Annotated in this window: 24 protein-coding genes; 11 read left to right on the top strand and 13 right to left on the bottom strand. The window is 39.6% G+C overall.

Annotated features, from left to right (window positions below; translation table 11 throughout):
* Positions 1 to 85 precede the first annotated feature (85 nt).
* Both BMX50_RS26940 and BMX50_RS26935 read left to right on the top strand, forming a co-directional pair.
* The gene (locus BMX50_RS26940; RefSeq protein ID WP_091217658.1) at positions 86 to 1330 is read left to right on the top strand and encodes an ATP-binding protein; all 1245 of its coding nucleotides are present in this window, start codon (positions 86 to 88) and stop codon (positions 1328 to 1330) included.
* The gene (locus BMX50_RS26935; RefSeq protein WP_091217652.1) at positions 1309 to 3696 is read left to right on the top strand and encodes a hypothetical protein; all 2388 of its coding nucleotides are present in this window, start codon (positions 1309 to 1311) and stop codon (positions 3694 to 3696) included. Before BMX50_RS26940 ends, BMX50_RS26935 begins: the two co-directional genes overlap by 22 nt.
* 92 nt (positions 3697 to 3788) lie before the next feature.
* On the opposite strand, the gene BMX50_RS26930 is transcribed toward BMX50_RS26935, so the two are convergent.
* Positions 3789 to 4673, bottom strand: coding sequence for a PhzF family phenazine biosynthesis protein (locus BMX50_RS26930; protein ID WP_208864810.1), 885 nt, complete (start codon positions 4671 to 4673; stop codon positions 3789 to 3791).
* A gap of 164 nt (positions 4674 to 4837) precedes the next feature.
* Here BMX50_RS26930 and BMX50_RS26925 point away from each other — a divergent pair, with 164 nt between their 5' ends.
* Complete coding sequence (locus tag BMX50_RS26925; protein ID WP_143065275.1) at positions 4838 to 5293, top strand: nuclear transport factor 2 family protein; 456 nt, start codon at positions 4838 to 4840, stop codon at positions 5291 to 5293.
* 2 nt (positions 5294 to 5295) lie between these two features.
* Here the strand turns inward: BMX50_RS26925 and BMX50_RS26920 are convergent, their stop codons facing one another.
* From BMX50_RS26920 to BMX50_RS26895, 6 genes are all read right to left on the bottom strand, one after another.
* Positions 5296 to 5847 (bottom strand): NUDIX hydrolase, encoded by a 552-nt coding sequence (locus BMX50_RS26920; protein WP_091217643.1) that lies wholly within the window; start codon positions 5845 to 5847, stop codon positions 5296 to 5298.
* The gene (locus tag BMX50_RS26915; protein WP_091217640.1) at positions 5840 to 6244 is read right to left on the bottom strand and encodes a hypothetical protein; all 405 of its coding nucleotides are present in this window, start codon (positions 6242 to 6244) and stop codon (positions 5840 to 5842) included. The genes BMX50_RS26920 and BMX50_RS26915 overlap by 8 nt, the downstream gene beginning before the upstream one ends.
* Before the next feature lie 30 nt (positions 6245 to 6274).
* On the bottom strand, positions 6275 to 7063 hold the full coding sequence (locus tag BMX50_RS26910) for a TPM domain-containing protein (protein ID WP_091217636.1): 789 nt from the start codon (positions 7061 to 7063) through the stop codon (positions 6275 to 6277).
* 11 nt (positions 7064 to 7074) lie between these two features.
* The gene (locus BMX50_RS26905; protein WP_090528810.1) at positions 7075 to 7509 is read right to left on the bottom strand and encodes a TPM domain-containing protein; all 435 of its coding nucleotides are present in this window, start codon (positions 7507 to 7509) and stop codon (positions 7075 to 7077) included.
* A 102-nt stretch (positions 7510 to 7611) separates the two neighbouring features.
* Positions 7612 to 8193, bottom strand: a complete 582-nt coding sequence (locus tag BMX50_RS26900; RefSeq protein WP_091217765.1) for a LemA family protein — start codon at positions 8191 to 8193, stop codon at positions 7612 to 7614.
* 246 nt (positions 8194 to 8439) lie between these two features.
* Positions 8440 to 9015 (bottom strand): RNA polymerase sigma factor, encoded by a 576-nt coding sequence (locus tag BMX50_RS26895; protein WP_091217631.1) that lies wholly within the window; start codon positions 9013 to 9015, stop codon positions 8440 to 8442.
* 350 nt (positions 9016 to 9365) lie between these two features.
* On the opposite strand from BMX50_RS26895, the gene BMX50_RS26890 reads away from it, so the two are divergent.
* The 3 genes from BMX50_RS26890 to BMX50_RS26880 are packed head-to-tail and all read left to right on the top strand — an operon-like array spanning position 9366 to position 11753.
* On the top strand, positions 9366 to 10916 hold the full coding sequence (locus BMX50_RS26890) for an NAD(P)/FAD-dependent oxidoreductase (RefSeq protein WP_091217627.1): 1551 nt from the start codon (positions 9366 to 9368) through the stop codon (positions 10914 to 10916).
* On the top strand, positions 10913 to 11395 hold the full coding sequence (locus BMX50_RS26885) for a DinB family protein (RefSeq protein ID WP_091217624.1): 483 nt from the start codon (positions 10913 to 10915) through the stop codon (positions 11393 to 11395). Before BMX50_RS26890 ends, BMX50_RS26885 begins: the two co-directional genes overlap by 4 nt.
* Positions 11388 to 11753: a CoA-binding protein gene (locus BMX50_RS26880; RefSeq protein WP_091217621.1), complete on the top strand. Its 366-nt coding sequence runs from the start codon at positions 11388 to 11390 to the stop codon at positions 11751 to 11753. Before BMX50_RS26885 ends, BMX50_RS26880 begins: the two co-directional genes overlap by 8 nt.
* On the opposite strand, the gene BMX50_RS26875 is transcribed toward BMX50_RS26880, so the two are convergent.
* The 3 genes from BMX50_RS26875 to BMX50_RS26865 form a co-directional block, all read right to left on the bottom strand.
* The gene (locus BMX50_RS26875; protein WP_091217618.1) at positions 11750 to 12550 is read right to left on the bottom strand and encodes a DUF5672 family protein; all 801 of its coding nucleotides are present in this window, start codon (positions 12548 to 12550) and stop codon (positions 11750 to 11752) included. The genes BMX50_RS26880 and BMX50_RS26875 overlap by 4 nt on opposite strands.
* Before the next feature lie 106 nt (positions 12551 to 12656).
* Positions 12657 to 14534 (bottom strand): ABC transporter ATP-binding protein, encoded by a 1878-nt coding sequence (locus BMX50_RS26870; RefSeq protein ID WP_091217615.1) that lies wholly within the window; start codon positions 14532 to 14534, stop codon positions 12657 to 12659.
* A 71-nt stretch (positions 14535 to 14605) separates the two neighbouring features.
* Positions 14606 to 15745, bottom strand: a complete 1140-nt coding sequence (locus BMX50_RS26865; RefSeq protein WP_091217612.1) for a glycosyltransferase family 9 protein — start codon at positions 15743 to 15745, stop codon at positions 14606 to 14608.
* A 63-nt stretch (positions 15746 to 15808) separates the two neighbouring features.
* On the opposite strand from BMX50_RS26865, the gene BMX50_RS26860 reads away from it, so the two are divergent.
* Positions 15809 to 16546, top strand: a complete 738-nt coding sequence (locus BMX50_RS26860; protein WP_091217608.1) for a glycosyltransferase family 2 protein — start codon at positions 15809 to 15811, stop codon at positions 16544 to 16546.
* A gap of 1 nt (position 16547) precedes the next feature.
* Here the strand turns inward: BMX50_RS26860 and BMX50_RS26855 are convergent, their stop codons facing one another.
* Together BMX50_RS26855 and BMX50_RS26850 are read right to left on the bottom strand one after the other, a co-directional pair.
* A complete protein-coding gene (locus BMX50_RS26855) occupies positions 16548 to 17612 on the bottom strand; it encodes a glycosyltransferase family 4 protein (protein WP_167668122.1) in 1065 nt (354 codons plus the stop codon).
* Complete coding sequence (locus BMX50_RS26850; protein WP_244281112.1) at positions 17609 to 18601, bottom strand: glycosyltransferase family 9 protein; 993 nt, start codon at positions 18599 to 18601, stop codon at positions 17609 to 17611. The genes BMX50_RS26855 and BMX50_RS26850 overlap by 4 nt, the downstream gene beginning before the upstream one ends.
* A gap of 336 nt (positions 18602 to 18937) precedes the next feature.
* On the opposite strand from BMX50_RS26850, the gene meaB reads away from it, so the two are divergent.
* The gene (gene meaB / locus BMX50_RS26845; RefSeq protein ID WP_091217602.1) at positions 18938 to 19822 is read left to right on the top strand and encodes a methylmalonyl Co-A mutase-associated GTPase MeaB; all 885 of its coding nucleotides are present in this window, start codon (positions 18938 to 18940) and stop codon (positions 19820 to 19822) included.
* A 70-nt stretch (positions 19823 to 19892) separates the two neighbouring features.
* Here the strand turns inward: meaB and BMX50_RS26840 are convergent, their stop codons facing one another.
* Entirely contained in the window at positions 19893 to 21182 is a 1290-nt protein-coding gene (locus BMX50_RS26840; protein ID WP_091217598.1) for an aminopeptidase P N-terminal domain-containing protein, read from the bottom strand.
* Between the two features lie 148 nt (positions 21183 to 21330).
* Between BMX50_RS26840 and BMX50_RS26835 the strand changes: the two genes are divergently transcribed.
* The 3 genes from BMX50_RS26835 (at position 21331) to BMX50_RS26830 (ending at position 23338) form a co-directional block, all read left to right on the top strand.
* Positions 21331 to 22683, top strand: coding sequence for an OmpA family protein (locus BMX50_RS26835; RefSeq protein WP_091217593.1), 1353 nt, complete (start codon positions 21331 to 21333; stop codon positions 22681 to 22683).
* Positions 22684 to 22820: 137 nt separating this feature from the next.
* Positions 22821 to 22964, top strand: coding sequence for a DUF6728 family protein (locus BMX50_RS34660; protein ID WP_162997005.1), 144 nt, complete (start codon positions 22821 to 22823; stop codon positions 22962 to 22964).
* On the top strand, positions 22961 to 23338 hold the full coding sequence (locus tag BMX50_RS26830; RefSeq protein ID WP_091217590.1) for a RidA family protein: 378 nt from the start codon (positions 22961 to 22963) through the stop codon (positions 23336 to 23338). Before BMX50_RS34660 ends, BMX50_RS26830 begins: the two co-directional genes overlap by 4 nt.
* Positions 23339 to 23421 lie beyond the last annotated feature (83 nt).

The following is a 23421-nucleotide window of genomic DNA, read 5'->3' as shown; positions in this document are numbered from 1 at the left end:
AGTCTATCTTACGATATTTTTATCGTAAGATAAATTTGTCGCATGATAAATTAGTCTTATATTTGTTTAAGTCAAGAATGTTATCATGCAAACACCTTTTCCTTTATTACCCACTATAGGTACTATTCCTGAAAATCAAATTACAGGGCGAGAACAAGACATTGTAAAGCTTCTCAGATTGCTACGCTCTCAAAGTGTTTCTGTTGAAGAGATGCGACGGATGGGGAAATCACTTTTGTTACTTAAGCTTGCTTATCTATGTAATTCAAATTTGCAACCGGAAGAGTTTAAGCAAGATAACTTCAAAGCTAAATACTTTTCATTTCAGGGAAAACAAAATCTTGGCGAGGTAATTAATCTACTTATTAATGAACTTAAGGATTTTAAAGAATGGCATCAAATCGATTTCAGTAAGACTTATAACTTTATAAAAGACATATTTTCTGTTCCTGAAGTAGAAATTGGAGGTGCGAAATTCAGCCTGAACTTACCTGAATATAAAAAATCCTGGAAGGATATATTTTTTAAAACCCTTGAGGATATCGCCGATACACAAGCCAAAACAAACGGGAAGCTTATATTAATATTTGATGAGCTCCCTATAATGTTATGGGAATGGTATAAAGAGGGTAAACATGAAGAAGCAATTGAGTTATTGGATATACTTCGCGAACGAAGGCAAGTATTGGAAAAGAAAGGAATAAGATTCATTTATTGCGGTTCCATTGGAATAAAAGTGGTACTAAATACTTTTCGGAAAGATTTTAAATATACCGGCGAACCGACTAATGAAATGGAGGAATTTAGTTTAAAACCTTTTTCGGAAAATGAATCTGATTTCTTGTGTGAGTGCTTTATCTTATCAGGTTTCAATGTTGCAGCTGATGAAAAACAACTTTGTTTGAAAAAGGTATATGGATTGAGCAATGGCTTGCCGTTTTATATTTCGACCATTTTTAATCTATTACAAACAGAATTTGATTATAATATTACGATGAATAATATAGAGGCCGCTTACGAATTAATTATAAACGATACAAAGCAGCACAAAGCTTTTAAACAACTCATAGACAGACTGGAGATATATTATCCTAAAGACAAAAAAGATGAAATGATGCAGATTTTAAATATTTTATCGAAAGAAGATCATTTTATTGAAGAAGAATTATTATATACTAAAATAGATATCGACAATAACGATTCATTGAAACAAAGTCTCTATACTTTATTAAGTGATCATTACTTGATAAGGCAGGTTATAGAAGGTAAGAGATATTATAAATTTAAATATCAAATTTTTAAAGAGTGGTGGAAAGTCAACATAGCATAAATACGATACTGTCTTTCGGCGCAAAAAGCGTAAAACCTGAAATATTAGAACAATTATTAGTTGGCAGAAGCCCAGCTGCCAACTATCTATTTAAATCAGTAGAAGGTATTGTTAAAAACGGTAATAATCAACAGATTTTGGTTATTGGCCAGCGAGGTATGGGTAAGACCCATCTACTAAGAGTTTTATATCATCGATGCCAGAGCTATATAAAAAACGATCAGCTTGTAGTGGCATATTTTGCAGAGGAAGAATACGGAGTCGCAAATTATTTCGACTTTTTGATAAGAATACTTTATGCACTTATCAGATGGGAAGATATAGATAAAAATACCTTAGAAAGTAAACTCGAAGAGCTCCAGGACACAAATATCCCCGGACAGGTATCTTTTGCAGAAAGGATTATTGAAGATTACATAGCCGATAAGCCTTTATTGATTTTAGCTGAAAATTTTGGTGATATCCTTAATGCGATAGGAACACAGGAGCAGGGAAAACTGAGGGCCTGGATGTACCAAGACAAGCGGATAAATATCATTGCAACAAGCCAATCTATCAGTGATGATTTTGACAAGGAAGACAGACCTTTTTATGGTTTTTTTAATTTATACTATCTTAAATCATTAACCTATAAAGATTCGCTTCTTTTTTTAACGTCACTGGCTGAACTTGATGACAGACCAGATGTTGTTGAGCATTTGAAAAATAAGGGAAAAGCGCAAGTTAAGGCTATTTACGAGTTGGTTAAAGGTAATCATCGGTTATTGGTAACCTTTTATGAGTTTTTGAAAAGCGATACACTTGCAAAACTTTCTAATCATTTTATTAAAACGATAAATGATTTAAAGCCTTATTACGAAACATATATCCGGTACCTTCCTCCGCAACAGCAAAAAATTATACGTTATATCGCATTATCAAGAAAGCCACAACAAGGTACAATTATTTCTAAAAACTGCTTTATCGATCAAAAGTCTTTAAGTAAACAATTGAGTGAACTGGTTCGCAAACGATTGATTGAAGCAATTACAGATCAAACCGATAAACGTAATAAACTTTATGATATTAATGAGCCACTGCTAAGAATTAGCATAGAAGTAGGGGAGCATAAAGAAGGGATAACTGCTTTGTTTATTGACTTTCTAGCTATATACTACGATGAAAATGAGCTAACCGATAAAAAATTGAAGTTTAGTGATTTGTTGGAGAAGTGCGAGAGTTCTATAGAAAAGAAAGAATTTCAATATGAAATTCAAGCTATTGAAAAAGCGCTGTCATTAAAAAGATACGAGACTTTAGAAAACACTTTTATTTCTTCTGAGATTCTTAATATATTATTTGAGGTAGTCAAGCAAAAAAAATATAAAGAAGCTTTTTCTATTCTTGAAAGGGAAAAACATAATATTGATAAATTAAATTATAGCAATATCCTGTTTAGATTGTACATGCTTAATGAGCAATATTTAGAAGCAAAAAACCTTTTCTTAAAATTCAGCGATGAATTTGTTGAGAAAAAAAGGCTTTTTGCATTAGGGGCGCTTTCTTTTTCTCAATTAGTCAAGACTGAAAATAGCGAATCGTTTTATTTGAAAGGTATTGAAATATTTGAGAAAGCGGAAAAAAACGGGGAAGGATCAGAGTATTTATATTTAGCTTGGGGTAATTTCCTGGCACAATTTGCTACAATATTTAGGAAAGATGAAGATTTGTTTTTTGAAAGTTTCTCGAAATTTGAAAAGGCTATAGAGTACAATTCAATGAATGAAAATATTTATATAGAATTAGCGCAATGGCAATTTGGGTTGTCAATACGACAAAAGGATAGCAAATTTAGTATAAAAGCTTTTGAGAATTTTGAAGCGGCATCTGATATCAACCCCAAAAACATAAGACTATTTAAATTGTGGGGAGGAGCCTTAGGGTTTTCAAGTGACTACAATATAAAAGATGATTCCAATAGACTGAAAAATTTTAAAGGTAAGTTTAAATTATTGTCCTTTAAAGATCGAGTGAGTATATGGAAAATTTTTTCAAATGTTCCTTATTTGTATTTATTGAATAATACATACTCAATTTTAAAGATAGATATAAAGCATTCATTCGATGAATTACAACATGTGCTGGTTGATTGGATTAACGCTATTTTGAGCAGTCAACTTGACACTTTAAACAAAGCTGATCTTACTTTTTTGAGAAAGATTGCCATTGAATTTAAAGATAAAATTCCCGAATTAGCGATATCTGAAATCTACATAGATACTTATGAAGATTATAAGCTTAATGGCAACAAGAATGCAATTTATGAATTACCTAAAGAGCAGCGGTTGTTTTTTGAAAGCAAGATATTAAAGCAGCCCGAATTATAACTTTTAAATATTTTTTCCACAAAGGAGCCTTGCATTTATGCAGGGCTTTTTTGTGGAGCATTAATTTTGAAGCAGGCGATTGTGGTTGGTTTTTATAGAAATAATGCCCCCTCCATTACAATCACCGACGAGCCGCTCACCAACACATTATTGGGTGTCACCTTTACGTGAATAGTAGATGGATGATTTACCAATACACCCTGCAAAATTTTGTAATCGTGGTTGGCGTTTATGTAATTGGCTTGCTGCAAAAATCCGGCGAGAGGGCCGGCGGCTGTTCCTGTGGCGGGATCTTCGTCAATACCATATGCCGGGTTAAAAAAGCGTGTTTCGGTTAGATAGTCATTTTCCGAAACATCGGTGGTATACAAGTAAAAGCCCTCAAAGCCGTAATCTTTTGAAATTTCTTTAAGCTTATCTGGATTCGGGGTAGCCTGATTAAGAAGTGCCCTGTTTTTTACAGGAACCATGGTGTGGGCTACTTCTGTTTTCATGATGGTGGGCTTCCAATTATTTAGTTCCAGGTCGCTTGCTTCTAAACCAAGTGCTCGTGCTACGATTTCCGGGTTAATAGTGGCAAGATTCTTCGCGGCCTGCTGCTTTACCGCTACCAATATAAGGCCATTTTCTTCATTGATGACAACGGGTAATTTTTCATTCTTCATAGTTACCCAATGCTCATCACCCTGACCATTAAAAATATCCCATCCTTGTAATAGGGCCAATGATACGGCCCCAAGGAAATTATGACCGCCGCCTCCAACCTCGTAATTACCCGGGGTAAATGAGCGTACCTTAAGTGACTTTTCGGCGTCAGAATACCACACGAATGATGTTTCTGAATAACCGAATTCACGGGCTATGTTATAGTATTGAGATAATTCCAGCTCGCCCTCGCACCTCACTACGGCCAATGGGTTGCCTTTGTATCGCTGGTTGGTAAATACATCAAGTATATAATAAGGTAGCTTTTTCATTTGATAGATTTTTGTTTATCGCAAAGTAGTGAAGGCCTTCAGATTAAATGTCAGCACAGTTTAAAAATGAAGAAGGCTTAATTTGAGTTATTTTGCTTTTTTATGTTATCGGCAAATGATTAAATCGGCATATCAACTTGATTGCAAATAAGGTATATTTAGTTATGAAAAAACTTATCCTTGCTGTATTTACTTTATTGTCGTTCCAGTCTTTCGCCCAGCAAACGGAGCAGGATGCTATTAAACAAACCATCAACACTATGTTTAATGCTATGCGTAAGGGTGATAGCACAATGCTTAGATCCTCCTTTGCTAAAGGAATTGTATTTCATAGTGTAGCCAATAAAAAAGATGGCTCCACAGCTTTAGAGATCGAAAATCCTAATGACTTTATAAAATTGATTGGCACCCCGCATAAAGGTATTTATGATGAGCGTATAACCTTTAACGATATCAAAATTGATGGCCCGTTGGCCAGCGTTTGGGCGCCATACAAGTTTTACTTAGATGATAAATACAGCCATTGCGGCGTCGATGTTTTCCAACTGATGAAAACCACGGAAGGATGGAAGATCATTTACATAGTTGATACCCGGAGGAAGGATAATTGCCCGGAGTGATGCTATATCACTCCCAGCTTCATCATGCCATAGAACAAACCGGCGCAATGCATGGCTTGTTTTATTTCGTTATTGAGCAGTAGTTGTTTTACTTGTTCAATGGTATATTCTTCAACAATCAGATCTTCCAGTTCGTCGAGGTGCTGGCCCTGCACTTTCTTACCACCTTTGGTAAAATAGGTAAACGTTTGATTATTGGCTGTGGACGGGTTGCCGTATACGGTGCAGATCAGTTCAAATTCATCAAATTGGTAGCCGGTTTCTTCCAGTAATTCGCGGCGTATGGCATGAATTGGCTCCTCGCCGGGATCAATCACGCCGCCCGGAATTTCGAGCGAAATAATGCCCGCAGCATGGCGGTATTGTTTTACCATCAGCACCTTGTTGTCTTCGGTTATGGCTACTGCATTAACCCAATTGGGGTATTCAAGCACATAATAGTCTTCAACAATTTTGCCGTTTGGCATTTCACATTTATCGATGCGGAGGGTGGCCCAGGGGCCTTTGTGGATATATGATGATGAAAGCAGTTTCCAGGTGAGATCTTTACTCATAGTTGTTTTGCAGAAATTGATAGATGGCGTTGCGCTTGTTTATATTTTCGAATGATGTACGATTGTGTTTCTTCTCCAGTAGGTTAAATATAGAAATGATCTTTTGTAAAGCAGTTAAGGTTTCGTCATTAGCTGCAAAAGGCTCATAATACATATATAACAGCTGAGCTAAAGCATCCAGCTTTTCTGGCGAATAATTTCTCTCATCGAGTAAAATGTCAAAATTTTCGATACTTAATTTAAGTAAATCGTTCAGTTTTAGATCATACTCATCCTGAAGCATTTGATCAGCATGTTGAATAAATGCTTCAGGATTTATGGCGTTTTTGAAACCTGCGAGCCTCGTTATCGAATATACGATCTTTTCAATCTCGCGTAAGATGTAATCTTTTTGCATGGGTTGGGATGTGTGTTGTACTGTGAACGACTACCAGCTACCGCTTGAACCGCCGCCGCCGCCGCTTCCACCGCCAAAACCGCCGAAGCCTCCACCTCCTGAATCACCGCCACCTGAAAAGCCGCCCCAATCGCCACCGCTGCCTCGGCCGCCACCGCCAAGCATGTTGCCCGCCAGGAACCACCAGAAGGGGCTTGCGCCGCCGCGGCGACCGATGATCTGCCTGCCGCCACCGCCGCCGCGATTACGGAATACAATGATCAGGATAATTACAACTATAACAATAAATATAAAACCGGCCGGACCGCCGTTACTTTGCTTTTGTTTTTTTGCCGCCTTATACTCACCCTTCATGGCTTTGATGATGCTGTTGGTACCGGCATCAAGCCCGCCATAATAATCGCCTTGTTTAAAGTGTGGTTTAAGGTCGTTTTGGATAATGTCCTGCGTAACAATATCGGGTAATGCACCTTCGGCGCCGTAGCCGGTTTGGATGCTCATTTTACGGTCGCCGATGGCAACAAGCACCAATACACCATTGTTTTTGTCTTTTTGACCTATGCCCCATTTGCGTAACAGCTGAACTCCATAGTCGTTAATATCGTAGTTGCCAACAGATTTTAAGATCACTACAGCAATTTGAGTTGATGTAGAATCATTAAAAGCAACCAGTTTGGTTTCCAACTGCTGTTTTTCGGCCGGGTTTAAGGTGTTGGTATAATCTGTAACCAGGGTATTAGAGCGTTCCGGAAAATCCTGGGCCGTTGCGGCAACAACGCAAAGTATAAACCCGAAAAACAGTATAAATTTTTTGAACATGTTTTTAATTTTTAATCGCCATCCATAAAGGCTATATCATCCGGTAGTTCGTTTTGATCGCCATCCTGATGAGGGAAATATTTTTGTAGCTGTTCGCCGGCAATTTTAAGGCCTGTAACAATTCCCTCAACAATATCGCCGTATTTAAAATGCTGCAGCATATCGTCGCGGGTGGTATCCCAAAAATCGGGAGGAACAACCTGGTTAATACCGGCGTCGCCTATAATGGCAAACTTACGGTCGACAGTGGCCACATATACGAGCACTCCATGCCTGAGCTTAGTTTTATGCATATTGAGCTGCTGGAAATATTTTGCAGCACGGTCAAGAACATTTTCGCTGCACCGCTTTTCGATACAAACCCTGATCTCGCCCGATGAGCGGTGCTCGGCATCTTCAATAGCCTTGCGAATGCGCTGCTGTTCCTCTTCGTTAAATACAGCCATATTTTTTTATGATTACACCGATTAGTTTTGATTATACCGATTGTTGTCGATTTTACCGGGAAAGGTCGGTGTAATCATAAAACAATCGGTGTAACCCAATAATTAATTAAATTCTACTTTAGGGGCTTTATCGGCGCCTGGTTCGGCGGTAAAATAGCCTTTTTCAGAAAAACCGAACATTTTGGCTGTTATATTGGCCGGGAACGAACGGATCTTGCTGTTATATTCCTGAACTGCATCGTTAAAATCTTTACGCGATACATTGATCCTGTTTTCGGTACCTTCCAGTTGAATTTGCAGGTCATGAAAATTAGAGTTCGATTTCAGGTCGGGATAGTTTTCGGTAATAGAAAGTAATTTGCCAAGCGCAGCACTTAGCTCCCCTTGTGATGCCTGGAAAGCTTTAATTGATTCGGGCGTAAGCTTATTGGGGTCAACCTGTACCGAAGTTGCCTTTGAACGAGCCTCAACCACCGCAGTTAACGTGCTTTTTTCAAAATTGGCGGCACCTTTTACGGTATTAACCAAATTAGGGATCAGGTCGCTGCGGCGTTGGTAGTCGCTTTGCACAGCACCCCACTTGGCTTTAACAGACTCATCCAGTTTGACCATGCTGTTATAGCTGCATGAACTTAACGACATAGCTGTCGCTATGATTAATATAACTGAGAATAACTTTTTCATTTGTTTTTCGTGTGTTTTTGTGATGTTTTGGGTTAGAGTGCAAATCACGTACCGTTGTTACAAAAGGCCTGAGCTGCTGACAAGGTGTCAAGTTACGGCTTTTCGGTAAATTATAGAAGGATGTGAGCAGTAAGACTTGAGATATGAGAAAAATTGCACAGTATCTGAACGCTTATAAAAGCAGAAAGCCCCATCAGGGGCTGCAGCTTTGTAAATGATTTGTATAAGGTTAATGGCAGAACCGGCTTATCCTGCCAGGCAATGTTCTTCGCGCATGGTTAGTTTGGCTACCATATCTTTTAACAATGTACGGGCGCGGTGTAAGGTAGTACGCGACAAAAGTTCGCTCATACCCAACGATGAACCGATTTCCTGGTGTGAGTAGCCCTCGATGGCGTACATGTTAAAAACAGAGCGGTATGTTTTTGGTAGTTTTTGTACCAGTTTCATCAAATCCTTAGCTTCAAGGCCGTTATCATTATATGAGCTGCTGATTGGTACAGCCGAAGCTTCCTCTGCCGCAAAATCATCAACCAAAACCATTGGCTTCAATTTACGGTAACGTGATATGGCACAATGTACCATGATGCGGCGGATCCATCCTTCCAAACTGCCTTCGCCACGGTAGTTTTTCATATTGCGGAACATTTTTATAAAACCTTCCTGTAATATATCCTGTGCCTCGTCTTTATCGGTTGCATAACGCATGCAAACGGCAAGCATACGGGGTGCTAATAACCTGTATAATTGTTCCTGGCTTTTCCTGTCGTTAGTCATGCAGCCATTCCATATTGTGTGTAAGCGTTCGTCGGCGGTAGTCATATTTTTATTATTTAAATACATGAGGTGCATGCCAATCTAAGTGCCATTTTGTAAGTTATTGATTTTTAATGTTTTATTTTTTATTGGGTTTTAAAACTGTTCGATAGCGTACGGTCATTGTGCAAAGCCGAACGGTTTTGCATACTTTTTTTAGTGTATAGCTTTTTTTGGACGAAGCCTTTTAAAAGAGGGAAGCAATACTTTTTGCGTTACAAACGCGAAACCACATTAAGTACTCGTTAAAAGCGAGCGCAAGGTTAATGCTAATCAAAAGCTCCCCCTTTAGGGGGCTGGGGGCTGCGGTTTTTTCTTAACTTTGCACCATCCGGGATAAAAACCCGGCATCAGTTATGACAAAAGAAACAGAGATAGTTTGCCCGCCCGGACAGCACGAGGATGAAGCAGCGTTAAAACAACTGGCATCATCAGCACTGAAAATTCCCCTGAAAAATATTACTGCATTAAAAATATTAAAACGTTCTATTGATGCGCGCGGCCGCCGTGTTGTTTACCGTATGCAGGTGAGGGTTTTTATGCAGGAGGCTTATCAGCCCGAGGTGTTTACCATCAATTACCCCAATGTGCAATTTGCCAGGCCGGTAATCATTGTAGGTGCTGGCCCTGCCGGGTTATTTGCCGCTTTGCAATGTATCGAACTTGGGTTAAAACCAATTGTTATTGAACGTGGCAAAGATGTTAAACAACGCCGCCGTGATTTGGCCAATATCAATAAACAAGGCCTTGTTAATCCCGAGTCAAATTATTGCTTTGGCGAGGGTGGGGCTGGTACCTATTCAGATGGAAAGCTTTATACCCGCTCAACCAAGCGGGGTGATGTAAACCAGGTGCTTAAAATGTTTGTAGCTCATGGCGCTGCCGAAGATATACTAATCGATGCACGACCACACATCGGTACCAATAAGCTACCGCAGATCATCACTGCCATGCGCGAAACGGTGCTGAACGCTGGTGGCGAGATCATGTTTGATACCAAAGTAACTCAACTGCTGGTTGATTTTGGAAAGATCAAAGGTGTGAAGACTTCTGCAGGCGAAAAGATGATGTCTGATGCTGTGATCCTGGCTACGGGCCACTCGGCACGTGATGTGTTTGAAATGCTGCACAGCCAGAATATCCTGATTGAAGCAAAGCCGTTTGCTTTGGGAGTAAGGATTGAGCATCCGCAGGAAATAATTGACCGCGCTCAATACCATTGCGAATTGCGCGGCCCTGATCTGCCACCATCCTATTATAGTCTTGTTGAACAGGTTGACAACCGTGGCGTGTTCTCTTTTTGTATGTGTCCCGGTGGTATCATCGCACCATGCTCAACAGAAGCAGGGGAAATTGTGGTTAATGGCTGGAGCCCATCTAAACGAAATAATCCTTTTGCTAATTCAGGCACTGTGGTACAAATTAATCTGGAAGATGTTGCCGGCAATGACAATGATCCTTTTAAAATGCTCAACTTTCAAAAGCAGGTTGAACAGGCTGCTTTTGTAGCCGGTGGTGGTAACCTTGTAGCCCCCGGACAACGGATGGTTGATTTTGTGAAGAACCGTTTATCAAGTGATTTGCCGGTTAATTCATACCTGCCCGGTACTAAAAGCGTTGAACTGAAAGAAGTTTTACCAGGGTGGATCAATGAACGTTTGCGTAAAGCGTTGCCGGTATTCGGTAAAAAAATGAAAGGTTATTATACCAACGAAGCTATTTTGGTTGGTGTTGAATCGCGCACATCATCTCCGGTAAAAATTCCGCGCGATAGGGAGACGTTACAGCATCCACAGGTTACGGGTTTATTTCCGTGCGGAGAGGGGGCGGGGTATGCCGGTGGTATAATTTCTGCTGCTATTGATGGGATTAATTGCGCAACTGCCGCTTTAAAAATATTATCATGACCACATCTCAAAAATTATTTAACCAGCTTCAAAGCGTTCTGTCGGGCGAACCATGGTATGGCCCTTCGGTTTATGCTATCGTTGATAGCATCAGCTTTGAAGCAGCTTATGAAAAGCCCGCGGGCTCGGTGCATAACATTGCCGCCATTATTTTGCACATGACCGGTTGGACAGAAGAAGTAATGGACCGCATGAACGGTATGGATGCCCAACTGCCGGTTCGTGGTGACTGGCCCGAACCCGGGCTGCCCGACGAACAAAAGTGGAAATGGATTGTTGAAGATATAAAGCTGGTGAATGTAAACCTGGCAGGCTTTATCCAAAATTTTCCGGAAGAAAGATGGAGCGAAATAGTTGCCGGTAAACCGGGAGCGGATGAGGCCGACGAAACTTACGAGTACCAGGTAGCAGGTTTAATACAGCACCATATTTATCACTCTGCGCAAATTGCCTTATTAAACAGGATGATCAATGGCTAATAAAAAAACATTAATATTAGGAGCAACGCCCGATACCAGCCGGTACGCCAATTTTGCGGCTACCCGTTTGGTCGAACGCGGGCATACTATTGTTAACGTTGGCATAAAAACAGGAGAGGTTGCCGGTGTACCTATCGAAAAGCCCGAAACCATACATCATGATATTGATACCATAACGCTGTACGTTGGTCCTCAAAATCAACCGCCGCTGTATGATTACATATTGAATACAAATCCCAAACGTATCATATTTAATCCCGGAACCGAAAATACCGAACTGCGGCGTAAAGCGAATGAAAAAGGCATTGAAACAGAGTATGCCTGTACGCTGGTCATGTTATCGGTAGGGGAGTATTAAACATTGTAGCCATATCCGTTTATTATTGGGCGCCAGTAATCCAGGTTTTTATCCCAGGCATGGCATCCAAATGGCAGTTTATTATCGTTTATTGTTATTGCCCTTTCAGGAAATAGTTCGATAGAGAAACTGATAGCTGTTTTATATGAAGGAATATTCAGCACTTTACGCTTTCGGTTAACTTCAATGCTCCAAAATACATCTTCGTTAAAATAATGATCATGGCTGAGGCTTAAATACCGGTTTGCCTCGTTTTTCATATCGATACAAAGTTTGTGAAACTTTTGTACCCTTCGCAGCGAGAAGCCGCCGTTACCAACTTTGTTTTCAAATTGCATGGGGGACGGCCGGCCATCTTTTTGCACATTGAATTTCGTATGTGTCCAGCGCTGAATTTTTGATTTTACTGCCTTAACTATATCCGGATAATCATATTTATGTATCCATGGAGCACCTACATAATCATAGCCCCGGGTGCACCATTGGGTTAACTCATCGCTGAATACAAACGCGTCCAGCTGATGTATCAACATGAAATCGTAGTTTAAAAAGCTTTTGTAAAATTCTTCCGAAAGCATAAGCTCATTATAGCCCTTAACACTTCTAAAGTACTGGTCATCGAAATTAATTACATTGGTTATGGCATTCGATTTGGTTTCATCGGGCAAAACAAGGTTTTTAGGTTTAATAACGATTATATCATGGGCCGACAACACTTTAGTTGCCTGCGCAAACGCCGTCTGTTCAAAATTGTTTATAAAGGGCTGATAAAAAGGGATTACTACTGCTGCTTTCAAGGTAAGAAAAGAATAAAATTGATATCAAGTTTAACCACGTTATTTGCGGTAATTACTCTCTTTAAAAACACTACAAGCGTTCATAGAAAATAACAAATATACATTGCTATGCCTGGGCATTAAAAGCCTGCATATCTATTAGTTTTTTGTATAAGCCATTATTTTGAAGTAACTCCGAGTGCGATCCGCGCTCAACAATGCAACCGTTTTCAAGTACAATTATAATATCTGCATTTTGAATGGTACTTAAACGATGGGCAATAATGAGCGAAGTGCGGTTCTTCATCAGGTTATTCAAAGCTTCCTGTACCAGTTTTTCCGATTCGGTATCCAAGGCTGATGTCGCTTCATCCAGTAACATAATCGGGGGGTTGTTTAGTACGGCACGGGCAATGCAGATCCGCTGACGTTGCCCTCCTGATAGTTTGGTGCCACGATCGCCGGTGTTGGTTTGGTAACCATTGGGCGTTTCCATAATAAAGTTATGGGCGTTTGCTATGCGTGCCGCGGCCTCAACCTCCTCCATGGTTACATGAGGTTTACCAAAGGCTATATTGTTGAAAATAGAATCATTAAACAAAATAGATTCCTGGTTAACTATACCCATTAATGCCCTTAACGATTCCATCGTAACCGTTTGGATATTTTTGCCATCGATAGAAATTATACCTGATTGTGGCTCGCTAAAACGGGGTAACAAGTCCATCAATGTTGATTTTCCGCCGCCTGATGGCCCAACAAGGGCTATCGTTTTGCCTTTAGGTATTTCGAGGTTAAGGTTCTTGAGAACATACTTTTCAGTATCGACCGGCTGTTTTTCGGTGCCGGCAGTTTGTGTACTGCCTGGTTTTACTGTATAGGCAAATGATACATTTTCAAATTTAACTTTATCCTCAAAGCCTGTAAGTTCTGTAGCGTTTGGCGCATCAACAATCAGTGGCTTCTCATCTATCAGCGCAAGTACGCGTTCGCCCGCAGCAATGCCCGAATGGATGTTGCTAAATGAATCGGATATGGCCTTGGCCGGGCGCATGATCTGCGAAAACATAGCGATATAAACAATGAAATTATCAGCTGACAGCGAGCCCTGGCCTTTGATAATTAATGAGCCACCATACAACACTATACCTGCAACCATCAGCACCCCTAAAAATTCAGATACCGGGGATGCCATTTGCTGCCTTTTGGCCATTGAACGGGTTATTCTTGAATACTCCTTATTTTCACGATCAAAACGATTTTTGATAAAGGTAACGGCATTGAATGCCTTGATGATTTTGATGCCCGATAATGCTTCATCAAGGTTACTGATCATGTTACCGTAGGTTTGCTGAGATTCGGCAGCCTGCTCCTTAAGGCGCTTAACTATTCTTGATATTACAAATGCCGAAACCGGGATGATCAGCATAGAAAACAAGGTTAACTTAACCGATATTACAAACAAGAATACAAGGTAGGTTATAAGCTGAAAAGGTTCCTTAAAAGCTACTTGTAGGGTTCCGGTCACCGAAAATTGAACAACCTGCACATCTGCAGAGATCTTTGAAAGGATATCGCCCTTGCGCTCATTGCTAAAGTAACCCAGGTGCAGGTTCATCACGTTATTGAAAACAGTACGGCGCAGGTTAAGCAGGGTATATATGCGCAGGTTTTCCATAATACGCTGCGAAAAATAGCGAAACAGGTTACTTAACAATACTGAAATGACTATTGCTACACAGACAAATTTTAACGCTCCCAATGGCCCGTAAGTTAAATTGGCCTCATGTGCAAAATAGTCGAAATCTTTTAACGGGTTCCACCAGTTTTCTGGTTTGGCAACTACCTGGGCGGTTTTGGGATCAAAAATTGTTTTTAATAATGGTGCCAGCAAGGCAAGGTTAAGGGTATTAAATATTACCGAAAATAAAGTGCATATAAAGTATGGGACTGCAAATTTACCTATAGGACGGGCGAAGGAAAGAAGCCTGAAATAAATCTTCATTAAATTTTATTATAAAATGCAAAGCTAATAGTAATTAGCTAATAACCTGTAATGTGTGTGCCGAAAGCATATTACGCTATGGTTAAACGCTTTTGCGCTGCCTGCCAAACGTTCTCGATGCTTATACCGGCAATGCAGGGGAAGCATTGGCCGTCTTCTATTTTGAAAACGCAGTTCCAATTGCAATAATAACAATCCATTTTTTCATATATAAATACCCCATTTTTTACGGTACCGGCAGGATACGGTACAAAACGATTAAAATGGCCGCCGCCAACAATACATACAAATGGGGTATCCACGGCCGCGGCGATATGAACGGCACTGCTGTCATTACAGATTACCATGGCCGAATTTGCAACCAAATCAATAAGTTCAGTTAAACTTGTTTTTCCGCTGATATTAGCCACAGATGCCGATTGTGATTTTTCCAATATATAATTGCAAAGGGTAATTTCGGAATGGCCGCCGGCCAGGTAAATGATTTCACCGGTATTTTGCTCAAGTTTTTTAATAAGCCCGGCAAATTTATCTGCCTCCCATCCCCGGTTTTTGAGACCAGCACCCGGAAAGATAATGATACCGCTTCTCTTTACCCGGTTTGCACTAATAAATTGTTTTTGAATGTTGAGCGGTTGATTAAGCACCTGCTCAAAAAAATACCTGTTTCTGGCAAATTCAAAATGTACTGAAGTATCTATGGGCAGCAACGTTTTATAAAATTTATCTGTTTTAGCTTTGTACTTAGGTTCGATGCCTTCGGTGTCGCTTTTAAAGCCAATTAAGTTTGATGTGCCGGAAAGAGCGGCAAGGCCGTCAGTTATGAATGTACGGGTGCTGCTGGGGTTCAGTACGGCTTCATAGTTTCTACCCAACAATTGCCATCCCAATTTAAAAACCGCTTTCGGCGAATGATAAAGACTATTTGCCTTGGTGAAAAAGAATTTTTTTACATATTTCCCGTCATGCGTTGTAGCAAGATCGCTCCATATTTCGTTACCTAATAAATCTATTTCATAGTTGTAATACTTTGCCGAATGTTTTACGATTTCGATAAAATTACGGAACAAAATATAATCACCTATAGCGTCGGCCTTAATAATCAGTATCCTTTTTTTAGGAGACCTGAATAAAGCAAAAAAGCGGAATATGTATGGTGCTTTAAGTAAAATGAAGCGGGTTATCCGGAATAGATTCCTGTTTTTTTGCATTTAAAAACAACAGATAGAATTAATGTATTTGCCTTTATAATATTTACTTTGCACAAATTAACGATGAGCAAAAATATACAAAATATAACGACAAAACCGGGCAATGCGTATGCCGGCAAAGTTACAGTTATAATTGTTACCTATAACGCTGCTGCTACATTGCAAAAAAGCCTGGACAGTGTTTACATGCAAACCTATCCTGATATCGAACTTATTGTTATTGACGGAAACAGCAATGATGGCACCAAAGATATTTTGATTACCAATAACGATAAAATTACTTACTGGAAAAGCGAACCTGATAATGGCATATATGATGCTATGACCAAGGCCTTAAAACAGGCAAAAGGCGATTGGATTTATTTTTTAGGGGCTGATGATGATTTGTTACCCGATTTTTCAAATATGGCTGCAGAACTAAAGCTGCCTGATACAATTTATTACGGCAGCGTGCTTACGAGAGGGCTAAAACCTTTGGGCGAGGTATCTGATTATTATCTTGCCAAGCACGGCATTATTCAGCAATCCATCGTGTACCCTAAAATTGTTTTTGAAAAATATAGCTATAACTTAAAGTATCGTTCATCGGCCGATTTTGCTTTGAATATGCAATGCTTTGGCGATAAGGGCCTGAAGTTTGTGCATTTGGACTATGTAATAGCCAATTTTAGTCACGACGGTGTTTCAGGACAATCGCGCGATATGATATTTGAAAAGGATAAACCTAAATTGATTTTAAAGAACTTCGGTTTTAAATTCTGGTTTAGATTTATGATTAGGAAATTGAGAGGCAAATCATAAATCACTTACCTTCAAGTACTTCCTGGTACAGTTGTAGATATTGTTTAGCCGTTTTGTCCCAATTAAAACTTTCAGCATGAGTAATTATCCTGGCCGACGGTGAGTTTTTACGAAAATCTACTAACCCTGCATCAAATACTTTTTGCATTTCGGCAGGTTCAAAATTTTCAAAATAATAAGCGCAATCTCCCGCAATTTCGGGCAGAGAGGTGCGGGTAGATACAAAAACAGGTTTTCCAAAATGCATAGCCTCAATTACCGGTAAACCGAAGCCCTCGGCAATTGAAGGAAAAACAAATGCTTCGCAGTTTTTATAATACCAGGCTCTGTCGTCATCTGATATTGGGCCGGTTATTTTAACCCTGTTTTCAACCCCATGTTTTTTTGCTTCGGCAATGATGTCTTCTTCATAGGGCGTTTTGATGCCCGAAATAATGAGCTCAAAATCATTGTTTACCAATAAGGCAGGCAGCACATGAAAGTTTTTCTTGGCCGCCACAATACCAATGGTAAATAAAAAAGGTTTTTGAGGATTGTAAACCGGTTGGTGCCCCTGTTTCAATATTAATTTATCGGCACCATTATGTATAACTGTTAACCTGTTTGCAACATGTGGGAAGTAAGTTAAAACATCATTAGCCGCAAAGTTTGATATTGTTACTATTTTATTACTTGAATTAATCCGCTCCCCCAGCTTTTTAAGGTATAGGTTCAGTTTCTCTTTACCTACATTTTCATGTATCTGGTTAATATCATGTATAGTAAGTATCTTTTTGTATTTGCTCCTTACTTTTTTAGGTTTTAGCCTTGAAAACTGATCAGTAAAATGAAACAGGTCAACACCTTTGTTATTGTAGAAAAAAAACTTGTGATGCTTTTGCAAATAAGTTTTGTGTATGGCTGCATCAGCATCAAATTCGGTTACCGATTTATGCAAAAAATAGGTTAAATTTAAACTTGTATTTTCTTTTATAAATGCCTTTCCTAAACTTTTTCCAAATTGATGCAAGCCGGTATTCGGGTACCTCATCGAATCAAATGTTACAAGCACACGAGGTTTATTCATATCCATGTTTTAACTTTCTCCGACACCATAAACGGCGTAATTGTTTCTAAATTGTTTGTGCCGCTTTCCATATAGCCGGCTTTTTTGCCTACCGGGGCCCATCGGCCCGGATGTATTGGCCTTAATGAAGGGAATAATCCAAGGGTATTGATCCCGGTGAAAGCAGCAATATGCAGCGGACCTGTACCTGAAGCAATAAGCCCGCCAGATTTGCTTATAAATGCAATTAACTCATTCAACGACATCTTTCCGGTCATATCCTGTACCGTTGAGGGGAGTGTTTGGATCCAGTTTGCAAGCAAAACTTTCTCGTTTTCAGACCCTGTTACAATGATGTTGAATTTGTCGGCGGGCAGGCTATGTATGAGCTCCGCAAAATTATCCAGTCCCCACTCCATGCCACTACCGTGCGATTTTGGGTGAATAATCAGGTTAAACTTATCGCCTGCAAATACAGCATTTAACGCCGGTGTAAGCCCGGTTTTACTACGAAAGTTATTATGCGATATGATTTCTGGTAAAGATGGTACCTGCTCAAGCCCCAGTGGCTTTAACAAAACCAGGTTGAGCTGTGCCTCATGCAGATCAGATTTTTTGCGGCTTAGCTTTACCAGTTTGTTACATGTGTACCAATGAAACAGCCTGTTTGTTGTTCCTATCCGGAGCTTAATACCTGCCTGCCTTGCTATTTTGGCGATGTGTTTATTAGGCAATACATGAATAATTGCATCTATGTTTTGTTTTTGCAGATATTCGATCTGCTGTAGTTCGGAGAGCTTTTTTAATTCATCATAATTGATAAATGCATCTATCGATGTCATGGTATTGATTACCGGCTGTGTATAGGTACGGCCTAAAAAAGACACGGTGGCGTTGGGGAACAATTGTTTAATGTATGCGGCTACGGGTAAAGTAAGTACAACATCACCAATGGCGTCAACCCTGCTTATTAAGATATGGGGCGTTTTCAAATGATTGATATTGGCCATTGTTTTAAAGAATTATACGGGCAGATTAATAAAATGCTACACATTAATTTGCAATGATAAGATTAAATCTGTTACAGGGTTAATGTAATTTTATATCATTGTTGCGTTTAATCTGTGTCTTTTTTATTAAAGGTAGTTTATAGGTATCTTATTTATTTGGCCAATAATTTATAGTTTTCAATTATTAGCCTTTTGCTTAAATATTAGCTGCTTATGTTAGCTGTATAATGCTGATGATATATAATAAGCGAGTCGGCCGCCATTCAGCATAATTTAAATATTGCTATAAAGTGTTTGTTACATAATGAATAGATTTGAACTTTATTATCATTTGCTTTGAATTTGCATCAAAATGGCATTGGTCAATTAAATTTTCGTGCAATTGCGCGTGCTTTAACTGTTGTTGAAAATGATCTTAATGGCAGTAAAGAATTGCTTAAGGGTCTTAAATTTGATAAAAGCTGCCCGGTTATCGGCATCACCGGCCCACCCGGGGCTGGCAAAAGCACGCTTGTAAACGGTATTATTGAGATACTTTTGAAAGAGGCGAAAAAGATAGCTGTACTGGCTATCGATCCAACTTCACCTTTTAATTTTGGCTCCCTGTTGGGCGACAGAATCAGGATGGCTTCGCATTTTAACCATCCCGATGTTTTTATTCGGTCGTTGGCTACACGGGGTTCATTAGGCGGATTATCAGCAAAAACCATTGAAATGACGGATGTACTACGATCGGTCGGGTTCGATTACGTGTTGGTTGAGACTGTTGGCGTAGGCCAAAGCGAAGTTGAAATTACCGGCCTTGCCGACATTACCCTTGTAATATTAGTACCTGAAGCAGGCGACGAGATCCAGCACATTAAATCGGGCTTGATGGAAATTGCTGATGCCTTTATCATTAACAAAGCCGACAGGGAAGGGGCCGATGTGTTTGCCAACAACTTAAAAAAAATTATCGGACGTGACCTTGATGAGCAACCGCCTGTGTTCAAAACTGTAGCTTCACAAAACCAGGGCATAGCTGATATCGCTTCTTTTATACAACAAAGCTATTTAAAGCAAAATAACAGGCGCAAATTATTGCTGACCGAAAAAGTATACAAACTTATTCAGCAAAAGATGATGGTTGGAATAGACAAAAAAAAGCTTCAGCTTGATATAGCCGAAGCTTTAGCGGGCGGAGATTTTAACCTGTATAGTTTTGTGGATACCTATGTATAGTATTTGATTAGCTTAATGTAAAGTAAATGTCAATCAGGTTGTATTGTTTATATAGGCTTAACGTAAATTATTAGCTGTTCATAATTTCTTCAATGTGATCTGCTTCAACCGGAATGTTGCCCATTAAGTCAATATTGCCATTGCCGGTGATAAGAATATTGTTTTCAAGGCGGATACCTAATCCTTCTTCTGCAATATAGATACCCGGTTCACATGTTAGTATGTTGCCTACTTCAAAAGGCTTATACCTGCTGGCATAGTCGTGAACATCCAGGCCCAGGTGATGTGATGTGCCATGCATAAAGTACTTTTTATACAGGGGAGCATTCTTGTCCTGTTTTTCAACGTCGTGCCTGTCAAGCAAGCCCAGGTCAATAAGCTGGCCGGTCATGATTTTACCAACTTCATCCTGGTACTCGCTCAATATTGTGCCTGCAACAATGAGTTTCGTGGCTTCGCGCATTACTTTTAAAACAGCGTTATAAACCTGTCGCTGACGGGCGGTGAAACGGCCGTTAGCTGGTATTGAACGGGTCATATCAGCATTGTAGTTGCCATATTCGGCACCAAAATCAAGCAGTATTACATCGCCGTCGTTACATATCTGGTTGTTATCATTGTAATGCAGTACAATGGCGTTGGCACCTGATGCAATGATGGGATTGTAGGCATGGCCTGTAGCCCGCTGCCTGATAAATTCATGAATAATCTCTGCTTCAATTTCATATTCGGTTACGCCGGGCCTGGTGTATTTTAAAACGCGTACGAAAGCATCGTGAGTTATGTCACAAGCTTTTTGCGTAAGCTCAACCTCTATGTCTGATTTTACCACCCTCAAATCGCGCAAAATGGGGGCCGAGCGTGTATAATTATGAAGTGGGTACTTTAATTTAAGTGCTTCATACATACGGTAGTCACGATAGGGGACGGTATGTGCGTAGCGGTCATTTTCATTGGTATTAATATATATATTTTCGGCATAGTTAATAATGCTGTGAAGTATAGTATCATACTCGCTCAGCCAAAAAATACTTTGGATGCCGGATGTTTCGCGCGCTTCTTCTTTGGTGTATTTGTGTCCTTCCCAAATGGCGATGTGTTCGTTGGTTTGTCTTAAAAAAAGTACTTCTTTGTATGCTTTATTAGGACAATCGGGGTATAAAACCAGGATACTTTGTTCCTGATCGATGCCTGTCAGATAAAAAAAGTCGGGATTTTGCTTGAACATAAATGCCTGATCGCCACTGCGTGGAAACTCGTCATTAGCATGAAAAATAGCGATTGAGTTGGGTTTTGTTCTTGAAACGAAATTTTTTCTATTATTTGTAAATAAGCTATTTTTAATCGGCAGATATTTCATATTTATCGGGTGATTATTTTATAAAATCATTTTTTTTTAGTTATTTGTGTAACTATTACAATTTTTGGAACAATGTTTGGTCATGGATTCAAACATAATTACTAAATTTGAAAAAAATCACAATTAAAATCGTTTAATCTTAAAAACTATGAATTATTCTACATTAAAGAAAACAGTCGCATTGTCATTTGCTTCTTTGATGGTTGCTGGTTTGTCTCAAGCGCAGACCGATTCAACCAAAACAACGGCAACTACAACGTCATCTGAAACCCAAACCGCTAAGGTATTTGGTGGTTTAGGCCAGTACAGGAAATTTAGCATTGGTATCAATGGTGGTGTTACTTCACCAGTAATTGCTACCGGTGGCCGTAACAACGACTTTAACTCTCATTCTGTTAGCTATGGCTACGGTATCTATTTAAAAGAGCAGTTAGCACATTCTTTTGCTTTACAATTAGATGTTACAGGTGGTAAAGTTAAAGGTAAAAATGATCCTGCACCTACTGCAACAGGCGATTATGTATCATATGATACTCGTTTTTGGCAAGCAAGCATGAGCGCTGTGGTTAACGTTGCTACTATCGATTTCATCCGTCGTAAAAATGCAGTTAACTTTTACTTAAAAGGTGGTGCTGGTATGGCTTTTTATGATCCAAAAGTAACCAGGGTAGGTGCTGATGAATTTCATTTCAAAAACCCAACATCTGATGGCAGCCACTACGTAAAAGAGTTTGTTGTTCCTGTAGGTGCTGGTGTTAAGTTCCGTTTAAGCGATGCAGTAGCATTAGATTTGGGTTATACTCAAACTTATGTTGATGCTGATAACTTTGACGGTTACAACAAATCTTACCCAACTAAAGATCACTACTCATATGCTTATGCTGGTTTAGCCTTTACTTTAGGTTCAAAATCAAAACCAGTATTAGAGTGGGTTAACCCGGTAGCTATGATGTATGACGAACTGTATGATGCAGCTTTACGTCAGGAAGTTGAAGCTTTAAAAGGCCGTGTTGCTAACGTTGAAACTGCTGTTAATGACCTGAAAAAAGATTCTGACGGTGACGGTGTTGCTGATCAGTTTGACAAATGCCCAGGTACTGCTGCAGGTAGCGTAGTTGATGGTTCTGGTTGCGTTATCGTATTCCCTAAAGATACTGTTGCTCCAACTCCAGCTGCTGCTTACTCAAACATCCAGTTTGAATTTGATAGCTCAGTATTGCGTACTTCATCTTACCCAGTGTTAGATGCTACTTCTGCTGACTTACGTTCATCTGGTTCAGCTGTTGAAGTTGACGGTTTCGCTTCATCTGAAGGTACTGCTGCTCACAACTTGTCATTATCTAAAGACCGTGCTAACTCAGTAAAAACTTACTTAGTTAACTCTGGTGTTGATGCTAAGAAAGTGAAAGTAAAAGGTTACGGTGAAACTAACCCAATTGCTGACAACTCAACTGAAGAAGGTCGCGTACTTAACCGTCGTGTTCAATTCAAAAAGAAATAATATCTGATTAAATATTATTTGCGAAGGCTCCGGATAACCCGGAGCCTTCTTTGTTTTATAAGGTTTTGTGCCTGATACTTACACCTTATATAATAGGTACGGGTTTACGGCGACAAAATTTTATGTAAGTTTGTGTAATGTATTTCTTCAGGAAAAAAGATCCGAACCGCCCCGATAATTTCAATTTGAGGGTGATGCATTTTATAAATGCACTGGCTATTATTATGTTCCTGGCCGGGATCATCTGGAAACTGGTACAGGTATTTATACTTAAAAAATGAAAACAATCATCAATACCAACAATGCACCTGCCCCAATAGGGCCATATAGCCAGGCTACTTTAGCCGGTGGTTTTTTATTTGTATCGGGTCAGATCCCTATTGATCCGCTAAGTGGCGAACTTATTAGCAGCGACATCAAAGCTGAGGCTACACAGGTAATGGAAAACATCAAAGCTATTTTAACCGAAGCCGGTTTAGGTTTCGATAACATAGTAAAAACAAGTATCTTCTTAACCGATCTGCAAAACTTTGTACAGGTTAATGAAGTATACGGCACCTATTTTACTGCCGATTTTCCGGCCCGTGAAACTATCCAGGTGTCTGCTTTACCTAAAGGGGTAAATGTGGAGATTTCGGTTATCGCGGTTAAATAATATTTTGATTTTGGAATTCGGATTTTCGATTTCGAATTTTATGACAATTTTTGTCTGAACTCGAATTTATTGAATTAAAGAAT

The organism is Mucilaginibacter gossypiicola, from assembly GCF_900110105.1.
In the GTDB taxonomy this organism is placed as follows: Bacteria; Bacteroidota; Bacteroidia; order Sphingobacteriales; family Sphingobacteriaceae; genus Mucilaginibacter; species Mucilaginibacter gossypiicola.
This window is presented reverse-complemented; position numbering and strand designations above follow the sequence as displayed.

What these genes read in the sequence shown, in the direction of transcription:
- BMX50_RS26830 (WP_091217590.1), top strand. Translation starts at nt 22,961, where the DNA reads ATGAAAACAATCATCAATACCAACAATGCACCTGCCCCAATAGGGCCA.
- BMX50_RS26900 (WP_091217765.1), bottom strand. Translation starts at nt 8,193, where the DNA reads ATGAAAAAGTTATTCTCAGTTATATTAATCATAGCGACAGCTATGTCG.
- BMX50_RS26835 (WP_091217593.1), top strand. Translation starts at nt 21,331, where the DNA reads ATGAATTATTCTACATTAAAGAAAACAGTCGCATTGTCATTTGCTTCT.
- BMX50_RS26850 (WP_244281112.1), bottom strand. Translation starts at nt 18,601, where the DNA reads ATGGCCAATATCAATCATTTGAAAACGCCCCATATCTTAATAAGCAGG.
- BMX50_RS26915 (WP_091217640.1), bottom strand. Translation starts at nt 6,244, where the DNA reads ATGCAAAAAGATTACATCTTACGCGAGATTGAAAAGATCGTATATTCG.
- BMX50_RS26910 (WP_091217636.1), bottom strand. Translation starts at nt 7,063, where the DNA reads ATGTTCAAAAAATTTATACTGTTTTTCGGGTTTATACTTTGCGTTGTT.
- BMX50_RS26860 (WP_091217608.1), top strand. Translation starts at nt 15,809, where the DNA reads ATGAGCAAAAATATACAAAATATAACGACAAAACCGGGCAATGCGTAT.
- BMX50_RS26895 (WP_091217631.1), bottom strand. Translation starts at nt 9,015, where the DNA reads ATGACTACCGCCGACGAACGCTTACACACAATATGGAATGGCTGCATG.
- BMX50_RS26940 (WP_091217658.1), top strand. Translation starts at nt 86, where the DNA reads ATGCAAACACCTTTTCCTTTATTACCCACTATAGGTACTATTCCTGAA.
- BMX50_RS26880 (WP_091217621.1), top strand. Translation starts at nt 11,388, where the DNA reads ATGGCTAATAAAAAAACATTAATATTAGGAGCAACGCCCGATACCAGC.
- BMX50_RS26925 (WP_143065275.1), top strand. Translation starts at nt 4,838, where the DNA reads ATGAAAAAACTTATCCTTGCTGTATTTACTTTATTGTCGTTCCAGTCT.
- BMX50_RS26855 (WP_167668122.1), bottom strand. Translation starts at nt 17,612, where the DNA reads ATGAATAAACCTCGTGTGCTTGTAACATTTGATTCGATGAGGTACCCG.
- BMX50_RS26840 (WP_091217598.1), bottom strand. Translation starts at nt 21,182, where the DNA reads ATGAAATATCTGCCGATTAAAAATAGCTTATTTACAAATAATAGAAAA.
- BMX50_RS26870 (WP_091217615.1), bottom strand. Translation starts at nt 14,534, where the DNA reads ATGAAGATTTATTTCAGGCTTCTTTCCTTCGCCCGTCCTATAGGTAAA.
- BMX50_RS26920 (WP_091217643.1), bottom strand. Translation starts at nt 5,847, where the DNA reads ATGAGTAAAGATCTCACCTGGAAACTGCTTTCATCATCATATATCCAC.
- BMX50_RS34660 (WP_162997005.1), top strand. Translation starts at nt 22,821, where the DNA reads ATGTATTTCTTCAGGAAAAAAGATCCGAACCGCCCCGATAATTTCAAT.
- BMX50_RS26885 (WP_091217624.1), top strand. Translation starts at nt 10,913, where the DNA reads ATGACCACATCTCAAAAATTATTTAACCAGCTTCAAAGCGTTCTGTCG.
- BMX50_RS26865 (WP_091217612.1), bottom strand. Translation starts at nt 15,745, where the DNA reads ATGCAAAAAAACAGGAATCTATTCCGGATAACCCGCTTCATTTTACTT.
- BMX50_RS26905 (WP_090528810.1), bottom strand. Translation starts at nt 7,509, where the DNA reads ATGGCTGTATTTAACGAAGAGGAACAGCAGCGCATTCGCAAGGCTATT.
- BMX50_RS26890 (WP_091217627.1), top strand. Translation starts at nt 9,366, where the DNA reads ATGACAAAAGAAACAGAGATAGTTTGCCCGCCCGGACAGCACGAGGAT.
- BMX50_RS26930 (WP_208864810.1), bottom strand. Translation starts at nt 4,673, where the DNA reads ATGAAAAAGCTACCTTATTATATACTTGATGTATTTACCAACCAGCGA.